This is a genomic window from Aeromicrobium sp. EU05-FHT14F07 (assembly GCF_058790455.1).
On sequence record NZ_JBYTCR010000006.1, the window covers coordinates 1 to 17,496 of the forward strand.

Consider the following 17,496-nt stretch of genomic DNA (forward strand, 5'->3'; position numbering starts at 1 on the left):
GGTGGTGTCGGAGGGGGTGCCTAGGTTGGAACTATGAACCCCACCGACACCCTCCTGGCCGACGCGATGGATGCGTCACGTCGGGTGTGGGCTGCGGAGGCGGAACAGGCTCGGGCGGTGCTGCGGTTCGTCGAGACCCGCCGCACCGACGCCCTCACCCAAGGATTGAGCGCGCGTCAGGTGGAGGACGCCCGTCAGGTCGCGATCCTGGAGATCGGCGTCGAGCTGAACGTGGCGCAGGGGTTCGTCGCGAACCTGGTCTCGGCGACCCGGACCCTGGTGATGGACCTGCCCACGGTGTGGTCCGCGCACCAGGCCGGGGAGGTCGACCGGGCCAAAGCGAGGGAGATCGCCTCGACCGCATGGAAGCTCCACGCGCCGGAGAACATCACCCGGTTGGACGAGGAAGTGCTCGCCTACGCCACCAGCCACACCCTGGGCCAGCTGAAGGGTTGGTTGCGCCGGTTCCTGGTCCGGGTCGAACCCGACCACGCCACCGAGCGCCGCAAGAGTGCGGAGGCGGATCGCACTGTCACGATCACCGCGCTGGATGACGGGATGAGCCTGCTCCAGGCGTTGATCCCCACGGCTGACGCGGTGCTGATCGATCGGGATCTGAGCCTCGCGGCGAAGGCCTCCCGCAGTCAGAGCCCGGACGATGGCCGGACGTTGGCGCAGGCCCGCGCCGACGCCCTGGTGAACACTCTCCTGCGCAAGGACGACACCGTGACCACGTCAGGGCGGGGCCGCTTCCACATCGGCATCACCGTCCCCCTGACCACCCTCCTCGGTGTCTCGAGCGAGCCGGCGGTGTCGGCCGATGGGCAGCACGTCCTCGACCCTGCCCTGCTCGCCGAGCTCGCCACCCAAGAGGGGACGCTGTTCTCGCGGTTGTTGACCGACGAGAACGGCGGGATCCTCGACGTCACCGAGCTCGGCCGCTTCCCCACCCAGCCCCTCCGCAGGGCGTTGAACCTGGTGGACGGCACGTGTGACGTTCCCGGCTGCACCCGCCCCGCCGTCGCCTGCGACCTGGACCACCAGATCCCCTACGACCCCGACCCACCACCAGGACAACCACCCGGGCAGCAGCGCGGGCCCACCGCAGCGGGCAACTTGCACCACCGGTGCCCACCCCACCACGGCCTCAAGACCCGAGGAGCACTGACCGTCAGCCACGACGAGCACGGCAACGCCCACTGGCACCTACCCACCCGCACCATCCCCGCCCAGACCGCGTTCACCCGCGCCTGGAACCGCCAGACCCGCACCCTCCAGCTCCTCGAGATCCACCACCTCGACCCGCGCCGCATCGCGGACCATCGTCGAGGGGGCGGACCACGGAGGGGCGCGACGCGCGCGCCGTAGGCTGCCCTCATGATCACGCTCACCGATCCGCCCACCCTGGTGGCGCCGACGGCGGCCGTGCGTGCCACCTACCTGGTCGGCGAGATGGCCGACATGAGGCACCGTGGCGCCAGCGCGGAGTGGCTCTCCGCCGCCAGTCGCGACTTCGACGCCTTCGTCGCGGAACGCATCGGCGTGCGCGAGCGATGGGGCGTGCCCTCCGAGGTGTTCTGGTTCGTCTCCGGCGAGTACTACCTCGGCAGCCTCGTGATCCGGCACCGCCTCATCGCCGACCAGGGCGGCGGCCACATCGGGTACCACGTGGTCAGCCCGTGGCAGGGCCAGGGACACGCCACCGAGATGCTCCGCCAGGCACTCGTGAAGGCCGGTGCCCTGGGCATCTCCCCCGCGCTCCTCACGGTCTCTCCCGTCAACCACGCCTCCCGACGCGTCGTGGAGAAGAACGGAGGCGTGCCGGACGGGATCAACCACGAGGGCGAGCAGCGCTTCTGGGTGCCCACACCGGCGTCCTCGTCGGCAGCCTCACCCGCCGTCGCCGTGTGACCACCATCACGCTAGCCTGATCGCGGGTCCGACGCTCGGCCTTCCAGGGACGTCCGCACCGGGCGGACGACGGGCGACGAGCCGGGCCCGGGGGGAAATATGCTCACCGGGATCTTCCTGCCCGAGCTGCTGGGCACGGCCACGTTGCTGCTGCTCGGGTGCGGGGTCGTCGCCAACGTGGTGCTCGCCAAGACCAACGGGCACGGCGGCGGACCGCTGATGATCACGATCGGCTGGGGACTCGCCGTCTTCGCCGGCGTGTACGTGGCCTATCAGTCCGGCGCCCACCTCAACCCGGCCGTCACCCTCGGCCTCGTCGCCTCGGGAGACGACCTCGGCGGCGACACCGCGGTGAAGGTGCTGGTCTACCTCGCGGCGCAGCTGGTCGGCGCGATCCTCGGGGCCGGGCTCTGCTGGCTCGCCTACCGCGACCAGTTCGACGCCGAGGAGAGCGACCCCGACGACAAGCTCGGCGTGTTCTGCACCGCGCCCCAGATCCCGCGCACCAGCTCGAACCTGCTGACCGAGGTGATCGGCACCTTCGTGCTCGTGTTCGTCATCATCGCGTTCGGCAAGACGCCCAGCGGGCTCGGCCCGCTCGCCGTGGCCCTGCTCGTGGTCGCCATCGGAGCGAGCCTCGGCGGCCCCACCGGCTACGCCATCAACCCTGCGCGCGACCTCGGGCCCCGCATCGCCCACGCCGTGCTGCCCATCCGCCGCAAACGCGACAGCAACTGGTCCTACGCCTGGATCCCTGTCGTCGGACCGGTCGTCGGTGGCATCCTCGCAGGACTGCTCGCCGCTGCCGCGAACTACGCCTGACCTGACCGAACCCCACCCGACCGCACCACAGAAACGAGAACCGAGCATGGCCGACAACACGTACGTCCTCGCGATCGACCAGGGCACGACCTCCACCCGCGCGATGATCTTCGACCGCAGCGGCTCCGTCGTCGCGGTCGACCAGGTCGAGCACGAGCAGATCTTCCCCCGCGCGGGCTGGGTGGAGCACGACGCGCTGGAGATCTGGGAGAACACCCGGCGGGTCATCGGTGGCGCGCTCGCGAAGGCGAACTTCAACAGCCGCAACATCTCCGCCGTCGGCATCACCAACCAGCGCGAGACCGCCGTCGTCTGGGACCGCAGCACGGGCCAGCCCGTGTACAACGCGATCGTCTGGCAGGACACGCGCACCCAGAAGATCGTCGACCGGCTGGGCGGCGACGCCGGCCCCGACCGCTACAAGGAGACCGTCGGCCTGCCGCTCGCCACCTACTTCGCCGGCCCGAAGGTCACCTGGATCCTCAAGAACGTCGACGGCGTCAAGGAGCGTGCCGAGGCCGGCGAGCTGCTGTTCGGGACCATGGACACCTGGGTGCTGTGGAACCTCACCGGCGGGGCGGAGAACGACGGCGTGCACGTCACCGACGTCACCAACGCCTCGCGCACCATGCTCATGAACCTCGAGACCCTCGAGTGGGACGAGCAGATCGCCGCCGACATGGGCATCCCGCTCTCGATGCTGCCCGAGATCCGGTCCAGCTCGGAGGTCTACGGCGAGTGCAAGCCGGGCATCCTGCGCGGCACCCCCGTCGCCGGCATCCTCGGCGACCAGCAGGCCGCGACCTTCGGCCAGGCATGCCTGGCGAAGGGAGAGGCGAAGAACACCTACGGCACCGGCAACTTCATGCTCCTGAACACCGGCACCGAGGCCGTCCCGTCGGAGAACGGTCTGCTCACCACCGTCTGCTACAAGATCGGCGACCAGCCGACGGTGTACGCGCTCGAGGGCTCCATCGCCGTCACCGGATCGCTCGTGCAGTGGGTCCGCGACAACCTCGGCCTCATCTCCAGCGCCCCGGAGATCGAGGAGCTCGCGCGGAAGGTCGACGACAACGGCGGCGCCTACTTCGTGCCCGCCTTCTCCGGCCTGTTCGCCCCGCACTGGCGGCCCGACGCACGCGGCGCGCTCGTGGGACTGACCCGCTACGTGAACAAGAACCACATCGCCAGGGCCGTGCTCGAGTCCACCGCCTACCAGACGCGCGAGGTGCTCGACGCCATGAACGCCGACTCCGGCGTGCCGCTCGCCGAGCTGCGCGTCGACGGCGGCATGGTCGTCAACGAGACGCTCATGCAGTTCCAGGCCGACATCCTCGGTGTCGACGTCGTACGCCCCAAGGTGGCCGAGACCACCGCGCTCGGCGCCGCCTACGCCGCCGGGCTCGCCGTCGACTACTGGCAGAACGAGGACGACCTGCGCGCCAACTGGGGCGAGGACAAGCGGTGGACGCCCCAGATGTCCGAGGACGAGCGCGAGAAGTACTACCGCAGCTGGAAGAAGGCCGTCACCAAGACCCTCGACTGGGTCGACGACGACGTCGACTGAGCTGAGGGGCCGATGTCGTTCCTCCTGGCTACGGTGGAGCCAGGAGGAACGATGGCCGACGACCCCCGCCGCCGGGCGGCACACTACCGGCTCGGCGACGACCCCGCGCCCGAGGAGACGCCGTCGCGCCCCGAGCGCGGACGCCGCCCCGAGGACCAGACCCTCTACGTCGACGGACAGGTCCGGGCCGCGATCGCGCGCGGCGAGTTCGACGACCTGCCGCTGGCGGGCAAGCCGCTCCCGGCGCGGGTCTACCGCCACGACCCCGACTGGTGGCTCAAGCAGCTGATGGAGCGCGAGAACGTCTCCGGCGTCCTCCCGCCGGCGCTCGCGCTGCGACGCGAGGACGCCGAGCTCGACGACCTCCTCGACACCTCCGGCTCGGAGACCCACGTCCGCGACCTCCTGACCGACTTCAACCGGCGGGTCGTCGAGGCCCGACGTCAGCTCCAGGGCGGACCGCCCGTCGTCACGCCCCTGCGCGACGTCGAGGAGGAGGTTGCCGCGTGGCGTGAGCGCCTGCGCGCACGGGCCGCCGCGCGCACGTCTCCCCCGCCGCCTCGACGACGCTGGTGGCAGCGGCGGACGCCCCGTGGCTGAGCCTGAGGCGCAACGCATCCACGACGACGGCGCGCCGCTCGACCTCCGCCGCACCCTCTCCACCCTGCGCCGGGGGCCCGCCGACCCGGCGTACCGGCGCGTCGGCCACGACCACTGGCGCGTCGTGCACACCCCCGACGGTCCCGCCACCACGCTGCTGCGCCAGGTCGGACCCTCAACCGTCCACCTGCAGGCGTGGGGCCCCGGCGCCGAGCACCAGGCGGAGGCGCTGCCCCGGCTCGTCGGGCTGCCCGTCGACGACCTGCCCCTCGCACACCCCGTCGTCGCCGACGCGCACCGACGCTTCCCGGGGCTCCGCGTTCCGTGCACGGGCGACGTCGTGGGCGCCCTGGTGCCCGCGATCATCGAGCAGAAGGTGCTCGGCGCCGACGCCTTCCTGTCCTGGCGCCAGCTGCTGCACCGCCACGGCGAGCCGGCGCCGGGCCCGGCGCCCGCGGGGATGCGTGTGCCCCTCACCGGTGCCGCCTGGGCGGCGCTGCCGTCGTGGGCGTGGCACCACTGCGGGGTCGACCCGAAGCGCTACCGCACGGCACAGGCCGCCACCCGGATGGCGGACGCGCTCGAGCGTCTCGGCCCCCACGACCTTCTCGGTGCCTACCGTGGCCTGCGCAGCATCCCCGGCATCGGGGTGTGGACGGCAGCGGAGGTCGGCTCGCGGGCATTCGGCGACACCGACGCGGTCCCCTTCGGCGACTACCACCTGGCCAGCACGGTCGGCACCGCGCTGCTCGGCCGACGGCTCGAGCACGACGACGAGGTCGCCGCCGCGCTCGAACCGTTCCGCCCGCACCGGTTCGTCGCGCTGCGCCTCATGCAGCTCAGCCCGCACGTGCAGGTCGAGCGACGCGGGTCCCGCATGTCGCGCGTCGACCACCGCGGGCGGTAGCCGTCGCCCGCTCCTACAGTGGGCGCGTGCTGCTTCCCGGACCCGTCCACCGTGCGTCCCGGTCGTGGCCGGCGCCGGCGCTGTCGCTCTTCGCCGTCGGCTGGGGCGCCAACCAGTTCGCCGCCCTGCTGCCCGTCTACCGCGTCGAGGACGGTGCGACCGCCGCCGAGGTCACCCTGCTGTTCGGGGCCTACGCCGTCGGGCTCATCCCGACGCTGCTGCTCGTCGCACCCGTCTCGGACCGGCTCGGCCGACGCCGCGTCATGCGGCCGGTGCTCGTGCTCTCCTTCGTCGCCACCGTGGTGCTGCTGCTCGGTGGCCACAGCCTCCTGCTGCTCCTGCTGGGTCGCCTGCTCGCCGGTGTCGCCTCGGGTGCGGCGTTCGCTCCCGGGACCGCCTGGGTCAAGGAGCTCTCGACCGGACCGGCCGGCACGGGCGCACGACGTGCGGCGATCGCGCTGTCGGCCGGCTTCGGCACGGGCCCGCTCGTCACCGGGCTGATGGCCCAGTGGCTCCCGCACCCCCTGCTGCTGCCCTACGTCCCGCACCTCGTCCTCACGGTGCTCGTCGCCGTGTTCGCCTGGAACGCGCCCGAGCCGGTGCGCGCGCACCACGACCCGCTCGACGCCGAGACGGGGCGTGTCGTGCACGCGCTGCGCTCCCCCGCCTTCGTGCGACGCACGCTGTTCACCGCGCCCTGGGTCTTCGGGTGCGCGACGCTGGCGTTCGCGACGGTGCCGCAGGTCGCCCCCGTGCCCGGCCCGAACGTCGCCGTGGGCGGAGCGCTCGTGGCGCTGACGCTCTGGACCGGGGTCCTCGTCCAGCCGCTCGGTCGTCGCCGCTCCCCGCGCACCACCGTCCTGCTGGGCGTGGGCGCCGGCGTCGTCGGCTTCCTCGTGGCCACGCTCGCGTCGCTGACGGGGTGGGGCGCGCTCACCGTCCTGGCGGCCGTGGGGCTCGGCGCCGCGTACGGCTGGATCCTCGTCGCCGGCCTGGCCACGGTCGAGGAGGTGGCGCGGCCGGCCGACCTCGCCACGGTGACGGCCGTCTTCTACAGCCTGACCTACCTCGGCTTCGCCGCACCGTACCTGGGGACGCTGCTGCTGTCGTGGCTGCCCGGGACGCCCGCCATGCTCCTGCTCGCGGCGCTGCTGGCCGCGACCGCACCGCTGGTGCTCAGCTCGGCACGGCGTCGCTGAGGCAGGCCACCAGGGCGTCGACCAGCTCCTGGGGCCGGGTCAGGGCGTTCAGGTGACCCCCTGGTACCGACCTCGGCGTGACACCGAGCCGTTCCTGCGCCACGCGCTCCTGCAGGCCCGGCGGGAAGAGCCGGTCGTCGTCGGCGACGAGTACGCAGGTCGGGACGTCGGGCCAGTGCTCACCAGGCCACGGGGATCCGAACGCGCGATCGGTCTGCTGCCGGTCGTGCTCGGCGGCCTCAGCCAGCACGTCGTCGGGCGCGTCGTGGAAGAACACCTCGAGCACGTCGAACGGTCGCGACGGGTCGCGTCCGGCGGCCGCCTCGGCCTCGCGCCGGGCTGCGGCCTGCCCGACGGCGCGCCACCACTGCACGCCCGACTCGCCGGGCCGCGGGACCATCGCGTTCAGCAGCACGAGCAGGTCGACGGGCTCGACGAGGGCCGCTGCCGACGCACTGAAGCCGCCGAAGGACTGGCCCACCAGCACCACCGGACCCTCCGCGCGCGAGGTACGCACCGCGGCGACCACCCGGTCGACGTAGCCCTGCAGATCGACGTCGGGGTCCTCCCCCGGCAGGTCGACCGCGACCGCCCGGTGACCGATCGCCTCGAGCAGCGGCACCACACGGCTCCAGAACCACGGCGAGCCCCCGGCGCCGGGAACCAGGACGAAGGTGGCTCCCGGTGCGGCCGACGGGCTCACCGGAAGCGGTCCGGGTCGCCCGCGCCCTCGCGCACGACCTCCGGCACGCCGTCGACGAAGTCCACGACGGTCGTCGGCTCGGCCACGACCTCGCCCGACTCGACGACGGCGTCCACGAGGTGGTCGAGCTCCTCCTTGACCAGCCAGCCCTCCGTCATCGGCTCGGTCTCGCCGGGCAGGATGAGGGTGCTCGACAGGATCGGCTCCCCCAGGGAGTCGAGGAGTGCCCGGACGACGACGTGGTCGGGGATGCGCACGCCCACGGTCTTCTTCTTCGGGTGGAGCAGTCGTCGCGGCACCTCGCGGGTGCCCGGCAGGATGAAGGTGTAGGGGCCCGGTGTGGCGTTCTTGACCGCGCGGAAGATCGCGTTGTCGAGGTGCACGAGCTGCCCGAGCTGCGCGAAGTCCTTGCAGACGAGCGTGAAGTGGTGCTTGTCGTCGAGCCTGCGGATGCTCCGGATCCGGTCGAGGGCGTCCTGGTTGCCCGGAGCCGCGCCGAGCGCGTAGCCCGAGTCCGTGGGGTACGCGACGAGGCCGCCGTCGCGCAGGATCGAGGTCGCCTGCTCGACGGCGCGGCTCTGCGGGTTCTGCGGGTGGATCTCGAGGTAGCGGGCCATGTCCCGACCCTACGAGCCCGACGCCCCGATGCCCACCCGTCGACACCCGCACAGTTCGCCAAGAGATCTTTGCAAAGATCTCTTGGCGATCTACGCTGGTCCCGTGACCGAGCCTTCCGTCGTCCCGTCCGCCCACGCCCTCCGCGCCCTGAGCCACCCCCTGCGGCTGCGCCTGCTGGGACTGCTGCGGATCGACGGGCCGGCGACGGCCACGACCCTGGCCGCGCGGACCGGCACCTCGTCGGGGGCGACGTCCTACCACCTGCGCCAGCTCGCCGTGCACGGGTTCGTCGAGGAGGCCGAGGGCGACGGAGACGCCCGGACCCGCTGGTGGCGTGCCGTGCACCGCTCGACGTCGACCAGCACGCCTCGGGACGCCGACGAGCTCGCCGCGGTCGACGCGTTCGGCCAGGCCGTCGCCGTCGTGCACGCCGAGCAGCTCCAGCGAGCCGTCGAGGAGTACCCGCTGCTGCCCGAGGAGTGGCGAGCGGCCTCGACCCTCAGCGACTGGGTGCGGCGGCTGCGACCGGAGCGGGCCCGTGCGCTGACCGAGCAGCTCGTCGCCCTGCTGTCGGCCGTGGAGGACGACGACCACCCCGACGCGCGACCGTTCAGCGTCCGCGTCCACGCGAATCCGTGGCCCGGCAGCGTGACCGACGCATGAGGCTCGACGCATGAGGAGGGGTCGGCTGCTCGTCGCGTGGCTCGTCGCCGACGGGCTCGCCCTGACCGGCACGCGACTGGCGGCCGTCGCCATCCCGTGGCTGGCGCTCACGACGACCGGGTCACCCTCTGCGGCCGGGCTCGTCGCGTTCGCCGAGCTCGCTCCGCTCGTGGTCGCGAAGGTCCTGGCCGGGCCCGTGATCGACCACCTCGGAGCCCGTCGGGTTGCGGTCGGCTGCGACGCGGCCAGCGCCGCGGTGGTGTGTGCTGTGCCCGTGCTCCACCACCTCGGGGCCCTGCCCTTCCCGCTCCTCCTCCTGCTGGTGGCGGTCGTCGGCGCGCTGCGCGGACCGGCGGACGCGGCGCGGCGAAGCCTCGCGCCGACCGTCGCCGAGGTCGCGGACGTGCCGCTCGAGCGGGTCACCGGGCTCTCGTCGGGCGTCGAGCGCACGGCCGGCCTCGTCGGTGCGGCGCTCGCCGCCCTGCTCGTCGCCCTCGTCGGAGCGGCCGACGCCCTGCTGGCGAACGCGGCCGGCCTCGCCCTCGCCGCCGTGGTGCTCGGGACGGGAACCGGTCGCCTCCTGCCTCGGACCGAGCCGGCAGGTCGCCCCGAGCGGTACGGACGTCGGCTGCGGGAGGGCTGGACGTTCCTGCGCGGAGACCCCGTCATCCTGGCGCTGACGTCGATGATCGCCGTCACCAACCTCCTCGACGTCGGCCTGACGGCCGTGCTGCTGCCGGTCTGGGCCGAGCGCAGCGGCGCCGGGGTCGCCGCCGTCGGGCTGCTGCTCGCGGTGATGGCGGCGACGTCGCTCGTCGGCTCGCTGCTGGCGGCCGCGTGGGCGCAGCGGATGCCCCGGTTCGCCGTGTACGTGACGGCCTTCCTCGTGTGCGGGCTCCCCCGGTTCGTCGTCCTCGCCTGGACGGGCTCGACGGCGTGGCCCGTCGTCGTCATGGCGGTCGCGGGGCTCGCCTCCGGCTTCCTGAACCCCATCGTGGGCGCCGTGTTCTACGAGCGCATCCCGCGTGGACTGGTCGGTCGGGTCGGGTCGCTGTCGACGGCCGTCGCGTGGGCGCTCATGCCGTTCGGCGGTCTCGTCGCAGGCGGTCTGCTGGCCGTCCTGGGGCTCGAGGGCGCCCTCGTCGCCGCCGGGACGCTCTACCTCGTCGCGACCCTGGCGCCTCTGGCCGACCGCCGGTTCCGCGCGATGGAGAGACCTGCTCCTGCCGTGTCGCGTGCCCCGGAGCGCGTGCCGTAGCCGACCTGTCCATCATGTGACTGCCGTGCCCACTCTTCGGGATGCCCGCCTACGCTTGAACCATGCCCGAGACCCTGCCCACCTCCGGCCTGACGCTCGCAGAGCGCCGGGACCGCCAGCTCGCGCACGACGCCGCGCGCGAGGAGCACCACCGCACCCGCGACGCGGTCCTCGGACCCCGCCGCGACGCGGACACGCTGCGCGCCGTCGCCGAGGAGGCCGCCGTGCGCCTCGCCGACGCGAGCACGGACGAGGTGCTGGCGTGGGTCGCGGACGAGTTCGGCTACCGCACGGCGGTCGCGTGCTCCATGGCCGACGCCGTGCTCCCCCACGTCGTCGCGCGGCACCTGCCCTGGGTCGACACGCTCTTCCTCGAGACCGGCTACCACTTCGCCGAGACCATCGGCACGCGTGACGCCGTCGAGTCCTCGATGGAGCTCACGATCGTCGACGTGATGCCCCGCCAGACCGTCGCGGAGCAGGACGCCGAGCACGGCAAGGACCTCTTCGCCCGCGACCCCGGGCTGTGCTGCCACCTGCGCAAGGTCGAGCCGCTCACCCGCACGCTCGCCGGCTACGAGGTGTGGATCACCGGCGTGCGCCGCGACGAGGGCCCGACCCGTGCCGACACGCCCCTCGTGACGTGGGACGAGAAGAACGGCCTGGTCAAGGTCAACCCGCTCGCCGCCTGGACCTTCGACGAGCTGCTCGCCTACGCGGAGGAGCACGACGTCGTCGTCAACCCGCTCGTGAAGGACGGCTACCCCTCGATCGGCTGCGCGCCGTGCACCCGCCGCGTCGCGCCCGGCGAGGACCCCCGCGCAGGTCGCTGGGCCGGTCTGGACAAGACCGAGTGCGGCCTGCACACGTGAGCGAGACCCTCACCCCGAACGAGAAGGAACGCATGACCGTCGTCGACGACGCGCCCGGTACCGCCGAGCGCCCGACCTACCGGCTCGACCAGCTCGCCTGGCTGGAGTCGGAGGCGATCCACATCATCCGCGAGGTCGCTGCGGAGTTCGAGCGTCCCGTGCTCCTGTTCTCCGGCGGCAAGGACTCCGTGGTGATGCTGCACCTGGCGACGAAGGCCTTCTGGCCCGCGCCGGTGCCCTTCCCCGTCATGCACGTCGACACCGGGCACAACTTCCCCGAGGTGCTCGCGTTCCGCGACGCGACGGTCGAGCGGCTCGGGCTGCGCCTCGTCGTCGCCTCCGTCCAGGACTACCTCGACGACGGCCGGCTGCGCGAGCGCAGCGACGGCACCCGCAATCAGCTGCAGACCCAGCCGCTGCTCGACGGCATCACCGACCACAAGTTCGACGCCGTCTTCGGTGGCGGTCGCCGCGACGAGGAGAAGGCCCGGGCCAAGGAGCGGGTGTTCAGCCTGCGCGACGAGTTCGGCCAGTGGGACCCCCGCAACCAGCGGCCCGAGCTGTGGAACCTCTACAACGGTCGGCACCGCCCCGGTGAGCACGTGCGGGTCTTCCCGCTGAGCAACTGGACCGAGCTCGACGTGTGGCAGTACATCGCCGCCGAGGGCATCGAGCTGCCCGAGCTGTACTACGCGCACGAGCGTGACGTGTTCGAGCGCGACGGCATGCTCGTCGCCGTCACCGAGGTCTCCCAGCCGCGACCCGGTGAGACCGTCGAGCGTCGCCTGGTCCGCTACCGCACGGTCGGCGACATGTCCTGCACCGGGGCCGTCGAGAGCGACGCCGCGACCGTCGAGGACGTCGTCGTGGAGGTGGCGGCCACGCGGCTGACCGAGCGGGGCGCCACCCGTGCCGACGACCGCGCGTCCGAGGCAGCCATGGAGGACCGGAAGAAGGAGGGGTACTTCTGATGGCCACGCTGCCCACCACGACGTCGCCCACCAGGACGCTGCTCAGGCTGGCCACCGCCGGCTCCGTCGACGACGGCAAGTCCACCCTCGTCGGCCGCCTGCTCTACGACTCCAAGTCGGTGCTGGCCGACCAGTTCGACGCGGTCGAGCGGGTCAGCCGCGACCGGGGGCTCGCGTCGGCCGACCTCGCGCTGCTCACCGACGGGCTGCGGTCCGAGCGGGAGCAGGGCATCACGATCGACGTCGCCTACCGCTACTTCGCGACCGCCGAGCGGTCGTTCATCCTCGCCGACTGCCCCGGACACGTGCAGTACACGCGCAACACCGTCACCGGGGCCAGCACGGCCGACGTCATCGTGCTGCTCGTCGACGCCCGCAAGGGCGTGCAGGAGCAGACCCGACGCCACCTCGCCGTCGCCTCGCTGCTGCGGGTGCCGCACGTCGTCGTCGTGGTCAACAAGATCGACCTGGTCGACTTCGACGAGGCCACGTACGACCGGGTCGCGTCCGAGGTGCTCGGGGTGGCCACGTCGCTCGGGCTGACCGACGTGACGACCATCCCCGTGTCCGCCCTCGACGGCGACAACGTCGTGGAGGCGTCCGCCCGCACGCCCTGGTACGAGGGGCCGAGCGTCCTCACGTTCCTCGAGACCCTCGCACCGGCGGGCGAGCCGCACTCCGAGCCGCTGCGCTTCCCTGTGCAGCTGGTCATCCGCCCGCAGGCCGCGGCCGGCGACGAGCACCGTGACTACCGCGGTTACGCCGGGCAGATCGCGTCCGGCCTCGTGCGCCCGGGCGATCCCGTCACGGTCCTGCCGAGCGGACGCACGAGCACCGTCGCGGGCATCGACACCGCCGACGGCGAGCTCGACGTCGCGTTCGCGCCCCAGTCGGTCACGCTGCGGTTGGCCGACGACGTCGACGTCTCGCGCGGTGACCTGATCGTGACCTCGCGGAGCGTCCCGGCGGTCACCCAGGACGTCGAGGGCACGATCGCGTGGCTCGCGGACCACCGGCTCGCGGGCCGCACGAAGGTGCTGCTCAAGCACGGCACCCGGACCGTGCAGGCGATGGTGACCGAGATCAAGGGACGCCTCGACCTCGACGCGGCGAGGCTCGAGCCCGCGGACTCCCTCGAGCTCAACGACATCGGGCACGTCACGCTGCGTCTGGCCTCCCCCATCGCGGCCGAGGAGTACCTGCACGCCCGCGCGGGCGGCTCGTTCCTCCTGGTCGACGGCCAGGACGGCACGACGCTCGCCGCGGGCATGGTGGGCGACGCGCTGCTCGCGACCGCTACGGTCTGAGCGTGCCTCTCCCCCTCACCCTGCGTCCTGAGGGCCGCCGCGTCGTGGTGGTCGGCGGTGGCACGGTCGCCTCGCGCCGCGTCCACGCCCTGTTGGGCGCCGACGCGGACGTCGTGGTGGTCGCCCCGGAGGTGAGCGCCCGCATCCGGGAGCTCGCCGGCCTCGGCCGCCTGACCTGGCTCGAGCGCGGGTACCGCACCGGCGACCTCGACGGTGCCTGGCTGGTGCAGACCGCCACCGACAGCGCGGTCGACGACCAGGTGGCCGCCGACGCGGAGCAGGCGCGGGTCTGGTGCCTCAAGGGTGGCGATCCCGACCACGCGACGGCATGGATGCCGGCCGTCGCGTCCGTCGACGACGTGCACGTCGCGGTGAGCGGCGGGGGCGACGCGCGCCGCGCCTCGGTGCTGCGCGACGCCGTCGCCGCGGCCTTGCAGACCGGTGACCTGCCGCTGCGGCACCGGACCCACCACCCCGAGGGATCGGTCGCCCTGGTGGGCGGCGGACCGGGTGACGCCGACCTGCTGACGACGCGCGGCCGACGGCTGCTGGCCGAGGCCGACGTCGTCGTCGTCGACCGGCTCGCGCCGCTGGACGCCCTCGAGGAGCTCGCGCCCGACGTGGAGGTGGTCGACGTCGGCAAGCTGCCCGACCACCACCCGGTGCCGCAGGACGAGATCAACCGGATCCTCGTGGACCGTGCCCTCGCGGGCAAGCTCGTCGTCCGGCTGAAGGGCGGCGACCCGTACGTGCTCGGGCGCGGCGGCGAGGAGCGTCAGGCCTGCGAGGCGGCCGGGGTGCCCGTCGAGGTCGTCCCCGGCGTCACGAGCGCGATCGCCGTCCCGGCGGCTGCCGGCATCCCCGTGACCCACCGAGGCGTCGCGACCGGCTTCAGCGTCGTCACCGCGCACGACGAGCTCGGCGACCTCCCCGCGTCGCCGGACCACACCATCGTCATGCTGATGGGTGTGCGCCGTCTCGCCCAGAGCGCGGCGACCCTCGTCGCCGCAGGACACCCCGAGAGCTCGCCCGTCGCCGTGGTGGAGCGCGGCTGCACCCCGGACCAGCGCGTCACCGTGGGCACGCTGGCCACGATCGCCGACCGCTGCGTCGAGGTCGGCGTGGGCTCCCCCGCCGTCACCGTGGTGGGCGAGGTCGTGCGCCTCTCCCCCGCCTGGCGCTGACGACTCAGGCCGGGCCGCGCGTGCGGTGCAGCCACCACAGGCCGACGAACGGCAGCACGAGCGGCACGTAGCCGTACCCGGCGCCGAAGTCCGACCACACCGTCGCGTCCGGGAACAGCCCGCCGTCGAGGAGCGTCAGCAGCCCGACCCCGAGCACGCCGGCCAGCTCGAACAGCACGGCTCCCACGGCGAGGCGGTGCCGGTCGGTGGCGAGAGCGTAGGTCGCGAGGACGTAGACGACGCCGGCGAGCGCCGAGAGGGCGTACGCCACGGGCGCCTCGTCGGCCTTGACGACCAGCTGGTAGACCGAGCGCGCCGTCGCAGCGATCGCGAAGACCGCGTAGACCGCCACGAGCGCCCGGCCCGGTCCGGTCGAGGTCCGGCCGGCGGCGCCGTCCTCGGAGGAGGTGTGCTCAGACATAGGTCCCCTTCCAGATCCCGAGCAGCCGCACCATCAGGGCGGCGACGGTGAGCAGTGCCACGACGACGACGCCGGTGCCCCACCGGCTCTTCTCGGCGATCCCCCACAGCACCGCGGCCGGCGGCAGGACCACCACCGTGAGCCAGTACGACACGTACAGGCCGCCCGAGACGTCGCGGTCGGTCTGCGCGAGCGCCACGAAGCCGCCGACCATGACGACGAGCAGGACCAGCTCCAGCACCGACACCGCGTAGAAGAGCGGGTTCCCGAACGGGGCGTCCCGCACGGTGTGCGTCGCCGCGAACACGGCCACCAGCAGCGCCAGCAGGGCGACGCCGTAGGCGATCGTGTCGGTCACGTCAGGCTGGTCCTCTGGTCGGCTCGTCGGTGTCGCGGGCCTCCCGCGCGTCGACGCCGAGGATCCGCAGGGTCGAGTCTTCCACGAAGCCGTTCCAGGCCGACACCTGGCGCAGCATGTAGTGCCCCGCGCCCGGGAGCGCCGTCCACGTCGCCTCCGTCGCGATCGGACGGCAACGCTCGACGAAGGTCCGGCTCAGGGCGGCGGAGGTCCACCGGTCGTGTGGTCCGTGCAGCACGTGCAGCGCCCGCCCGGCGAGCGCGCGGTGCGGCTCGCCGGCGGGCAGCCACGGCGCGAGGCCGACGACGCCGACGACCGAGGAGTCGTCCGCCGTGCGGCACGCGGTGCGTCCGCCCATCGAGTGACCGACGAGGACCACCGGCAGGTCGCCGTGCTGCTCACGCAGCCGGTCGAGCGCCCACCGGGCGTCTCGCACGGGCGACGGGTCGCGGTCGTCGTTCCAGCCACGCACCCGGTGCTGCAGGAGGTGCACGGCCAGCTGCTCGCGACGGGCCACCGGCCGAAGCGCCTTGGCGACCAGCAGCATGCGCCACCAGCTCGCGTTGCGGTTGCGCACGGGCTGCGTGCTGCGCTGCTGACCGCCGTGCAGGACCAGCACCACGGCCCGCGGCTGGTCCGGACGGTGGATGACGTCCAGCCGCGGCTCGCGCGGTTCCTCGCTCATCTGGCCACCGTGACACAGCGGCCCTGAGGCTGCAGCCGGAGGATGGGAGGCGCTCCCTAGGATGTGACCGAGAACTCTTCCCCGCTCGACCCATCCACCCCGGAGGCAGCCGCGAATGGCCCGTAGAAGCTTGTTCGGGAAGGAGTCGCGCATGAGCCAGTCAGCAGCCGATCGCCTGGCCGCGGTTCCGGAGACCGCGCCCGCGGTCGACCCCGACGACCTGCTCGTCCGTGTCGCCCGCGGCGACGAGAGCGCGTTCGCGGCGCTCTACGACGCCCTCGGTGCCACGGTCTTCGGCATGGCCCGTCGCGTCATCCGCGACCCCGCGCGCGCCGAGGAGGTGGCCCAGGAGGTGTTCCTCCAGGTCTGGCAGACCGCCGCCAGGTTCGACCCCGCCCGCGGGACCGCCAAGAGCTGGGTGCTCACCCTGGCGCACCGCCGGGCCGTCGACGCAGTGCGTCACGACCAGGCGGCGACCAACCGGGAGAACAGCTATGACTGGTCGCCCGGCGTCGACCACGACCAGGTGCTGGAGACGGTGACCGTCCGTCTGGAGCACGAGCAGGTGCGGCGCTGTCTCGAGGGCCTGACCGAGCTGCAGCGCGAGGCCGTGAACCTCGCCTATTACCAGGGATACACGTACGCCGAGGTGGCACAGGTGCTCGGCGCCAACCCTGCCACCGTCAAGACGCGCATGCGCGACGGACTCGTGCGTCTGCGTGACTGCATGGGAGTGGAGGTCTCATGACGCACGATCTGCACACCCTCGCCGCGCCCTACGCACTCGACGCGCTCGACCCGCACGAGCGGGCCCGGTTCGAGGGACACCTCGACCAGTGCGCCGAGTGCCGCCAGGAGCTGCGCGGATTCCACCTCACGGCGCTCCGCCTCGCGGAGGCCGAGGCCGACACGCCGCCGCCCGCGCTCCGCGCGCGTCTGCTGTCCGAGGTCAGCGCGACCGCGCAGGAGCGCCCGGTCGTCACGACGCTCGCCCAGCGGGGCCGCATCCGCCGCGCCGGTCCTCGGCTCCTGGTCGCCGCGTCCGTCCTCGTGGCCGCCGGTGCGATCGGTGGCTACGTCTCCGAGCACAACAGAGCCGACGACCTGCAGGCCGACTCCGCGCGGATCAGCGCGGTCATGGTGGCCGGCGACGCGACCATGCTCGACGGGAAGGTCCGCACCGGCGGCACCATGCGCGTCGTCGCGTCCCCCTCGCACGACGCCGCCGTCGTGATGGGCTCGGACCTCAAGCAGCTCGACGACGGGCACGTCTACCAGGTGTGGGCGATGCACGACGGTGTGCCGCGGTCGCTGGGCGTGCTCGGCAGCGGTGCCGGCATGCTCTACGCCCAGGACATCGCGGGCAGCGACGCCTTCGCGGTGACGGTCGAGCCCGACGGCGGCTCGCCGGCCCCGACGACCGATCCGGTCGCCGCGATGCCGGCCTGAC

Annotated in this window: 20 protein-coding genes; 15 read left to right on the forward strand and 5 right to left on the reverse strand. The window is 73.0% G+C overall.

Features of this window, described 5'->3' with window-relative positions; all coding sequences use genetic code 11:
- The first annotated feature begins 33 nt into the window (after positions 1–33).
- The 7 genes from AC3WRM_RS07280 (at position 34) to AC3WRM_RS07310 (ending at position 7,006) form a co-directional block, all read left to right on the forward strand.
- Positions 34–1,368, forward strand: a complete 1,335-nt coding sequence (locus AC3WRM_RS07280) for a DUF222 domain-containing protein (protein WP_492247661.1) — start codon at positions 34–36, stop codon at positions 1,366–1,368.
- A gap of 9 nt (positions 1,369–1,377) precedes the next feature.
- Positions 1,378–1,911, forward strand: coding sequence for a GNAT family N-acetyltransferase (locus AC3WRM_RS07285; RefSeq protein WP_492247660.1), 534 nt, complete (start codon positions 1,378–1,380; stop codon positions 1,909–1,911).
- A gap of 99 nt (positions 1,912–2,010) precedes the next feature.
- Positions 2,011–2,733 carry an MIP/aquaporin family protein gene (locus tag AC3WRM_RS07290; RefSeq protein ID WP_492247659.1) on the forward strand — a complete coding sequence of 241 codons (723 nt, stop codon included), beginning with the start codon at positions 2,011–2,013 and terminating at the stop codon, positions 2,731–2,733.
- A 46-nt stretch (positions 2,734–2,779) separates the two neighbouring features.
- Positions 2,780–4,300: a glycerol kinase GlpK gene (gene glpK / locus AC3WRM_RS07295; protein ID WP_492247658.1), complete on the forward strand. Its 1,521-nt coding sequence runs from the start codon at positions 2,780–2,782 to the stop codon at positions 4,298–4,300.
- Positions 4,301–4,351: 51 nt separating this feature from the next.
- Complete coding sequence (locus AC3WRM_RS07300) at positions 4,352–4,900, forward strand: DnaJ family domain-containing protein (protein WP_492247657.1); 549 nt, start codon at positions 4,352–4,354, stop codon at positions 4,898–4,900.
- The gene (locus AC3WRM_RS07305; protein WP_492247656.1) at positions 4,893–5,807 is read left to right on the forward strand and encodes a DNA-3-methyladenine glycosylase family protein; all 915 of its coding nucleotides are present in this window, start codon (positions 4,893–4,895) and stop codon (positions 5,805–5,807) included. The genes AC3WRM_RS07300 and AC3WRM_RS07305 overlap by 8 nt, the downstream gene beginning before the upstream one ends.
- Before the next feature lie 26 nt (positions 5,808–5,833).
- Positions 5,834–7,006 carry an MFS transporter gene (locus tag AC3WRM_RS07310; RefSeq protein ID WP_492247655.1) on the forward strand — a complete coding sequence of 391 codons (1,173 nt, stop codon included), beginning with the start codon at positions 5,834–5,836 and terminating at the stop codon, positions 7,004–7,006.
- Here the strand turns inward: AC3WRM_RS07310 and AC3WRM_RS07315 are convergent.
- Together AC3WRM_RS07315 and AC3WRM_RS07320 are read right to left on the reverse strand one after the other, a co-directional pair.
- Positions 6,984–7,709, reverse strand: coding sequence for an alpha/beta fold hydrolase (locus AC3WRM_RS07315; RefSeq protein WP_492247654.1), 726 nt, complete (start codon positions 7,707–7,709; stop codon positions 6,984–6,986). The genes AC3WRM_RS07310 and AC3WRM_RS07315 overlap by 23 nt on opposite strands.
- Complete coding sequence (locus AC3WRM_RS07320) at positions 7,706–8,326, reverse strand: L-threonylcarbamoyladenylate synthase (protein ID WP_492247653.1); 621 nt, start codon at positions 8,324–8,326, stop codon at positions 7,706–7,708. Before AC3WRM_RS07320 ends, AC3WRM_RS07315 begins: the two co-directional genes overlap by 4 nt.
- 103 nt (positions 8,327–8,429) lie before the next feature.
- Between AC3WRM_RS07320 and AC3WRM_RS07325 the strand changes: the two genes are divergently transcribed.
- The 6 genes from AC3WRM_RS07325 to cobA all read left to right on the forward strand — a co-directional run bounded on the left by AC3WRM_RS07325 (position 8,430) and on the right by cobA (position 14,582).
- On the forward strand, positions 8,430–8,990 hold the full coding sequence (locus AC3WRM_RS07325; RefSeq protein WP_492247652.1) for a helix-turn-helix domain-containing protein: 561 nt from the start codon (positions 8,430–8,432) through the stop codon (positions 8,988–8,990).
- A gap of 10 nt (positions 8,991–9,000) precedes the next feature.
- Positions 9,001–10,248 carry an MFS transporter gene (locus AC3WRM_RS07330; RefSeq protein WP_492247651.1) on the forward strand — a complete coding sequence of 416 codons (1,248 nt, stop codon included), beginning with the start codon at positions 9,001–9,003 and terminating at the stop codon, positions 10,246–10,248.
- Positions 10,249–10,310: 62 nt separating this feature from the next.
- Positions 10,311–11,120: a phosphoadenylyl-sulfate reductase gene (locus AC3WRM_RS07335; protein WP_492247650.1), complete on the forward strand. Its 810-nt coding sequence runs from the start codon at positions 10,311–10,313 to the stop codon at positions 11,118–11,120.
- Between the two features lie 32 nt (positions 11,121–11,152).
- Entirely contained in the window at positions 11,153–12,091 is a 939-nt protein-coding gene (gene cysD / locus AC3WRM_RS07340; RefSeq protein WP_492247649.1) for a sulfate adenylyltransferase subunit CysD, read from the forward strand.
- Complete coding sequence (locus AC3WRM_RS07345) at positions 12,091–13,398, forward strand: sulfate adenylyltransferase subunit 1 (protein WP_492247648.1); 1,308 nt, start codon at positions 12,091–12,093, stop codon at positions 13,396–13,398. The genes cysD and AC3WRM_RS07345 overlap by 1 nt, the downstream gene beginning before the upstream one ends.
- Before the next feature lie 2 nt (positions 13,399–13,400).
- Complete coding sequence (gene cobA / locus AC3WRM_RS07350) at positions 13,401–14,582, forward strand: uroporphyrinogen-III C-methyltransferase (RefSeq protein ID WP_492247647.1); 1,182 nt, start codon at positions 13,401–13,403, stop codon at positions 14,580–14,582.
- 4 nt (positions 14,583–14,586) lie between these two features.
- Here cobA and AC3WRM_RS07355 read toward each other — a convergent pair whose 3' ends face one another.
- Genes AC3WRM_RS07355 through AC3WRM_RS07365 form a run of 3 tightly spaced genes read right to left on the reverse strand, consistent with a single transcriptional unit; the run spans position 14,587 to position 16,046 of the window.
- On the reverse strand, positions 14,587–15,003 hold the full coding sequence (locus tag AC3WRM_RS07355) for a hypothetical protein (protein WP_492247646.1): 417 nt from the start codon (positions 15,001–15,003) through the stop codon (positions 14,587–14,589).
- Positions 14,996–15,361, reverse strand: coding sequence for a hypothetical protein (locus AC3WRM_RS07360; RefSeq protein WP_492247645.1), 366 nt, complete (start codon positions 15,359–15,361; stop codon positions 14,996–14,998). The genes AC3WRM_RS07355 and AC3WRM_RS07360 overlap by 8 nt, the downstream gene beginning before the upstream one ends.
- A gap of 1 nt (position 15,362) precedes the next feature.
- Positions 15,363–16,046 carry an alpha/beta hydrolase gene (locus AC3WRM_RS07365; protein WP_492247644.1) on the reverse strand — a complete coding sequence of 228 codons (684 nt, stop codon included), beginning with the start codon at positions 16,044–16,046 and terminating at the stop codon, positions 15,363–15,365.
- 151 nt (positions 16,047–16,197) lie between these two features.
- Here AC3WRM_RS07365 and sigK point away from each other — a divergent pair, with 151 nt between their 5' ends.
- Positions 16,198–16,794 (forward strand): ECF RNA polymerase sigma factor SigK, encoded by a 597-nt coding sequence (gene sigK / locus AC3WRM_RS07370; RefSeq protein ID WP_492247643.1) that lies wholly within the window; start codon positions 16,198–16,200, stop codon positions 16,792–16,794.
- A complete protein-coding gene (locus AC3WRM_RS07375; RefSeq protein WP_492247642.1) occupies positions 16,791–17,495 on the forward strand; it encodes an anti-sigma factor in 705 nt (234 codons plus the stop codon). The genes sigK and AC3WRM_RS07375 overlap by 4 nt, the downstream gene beginning before the upstream one ends.
- The last annotated feature ends 1 nt before the right edge of the window (position 17,496 follow it).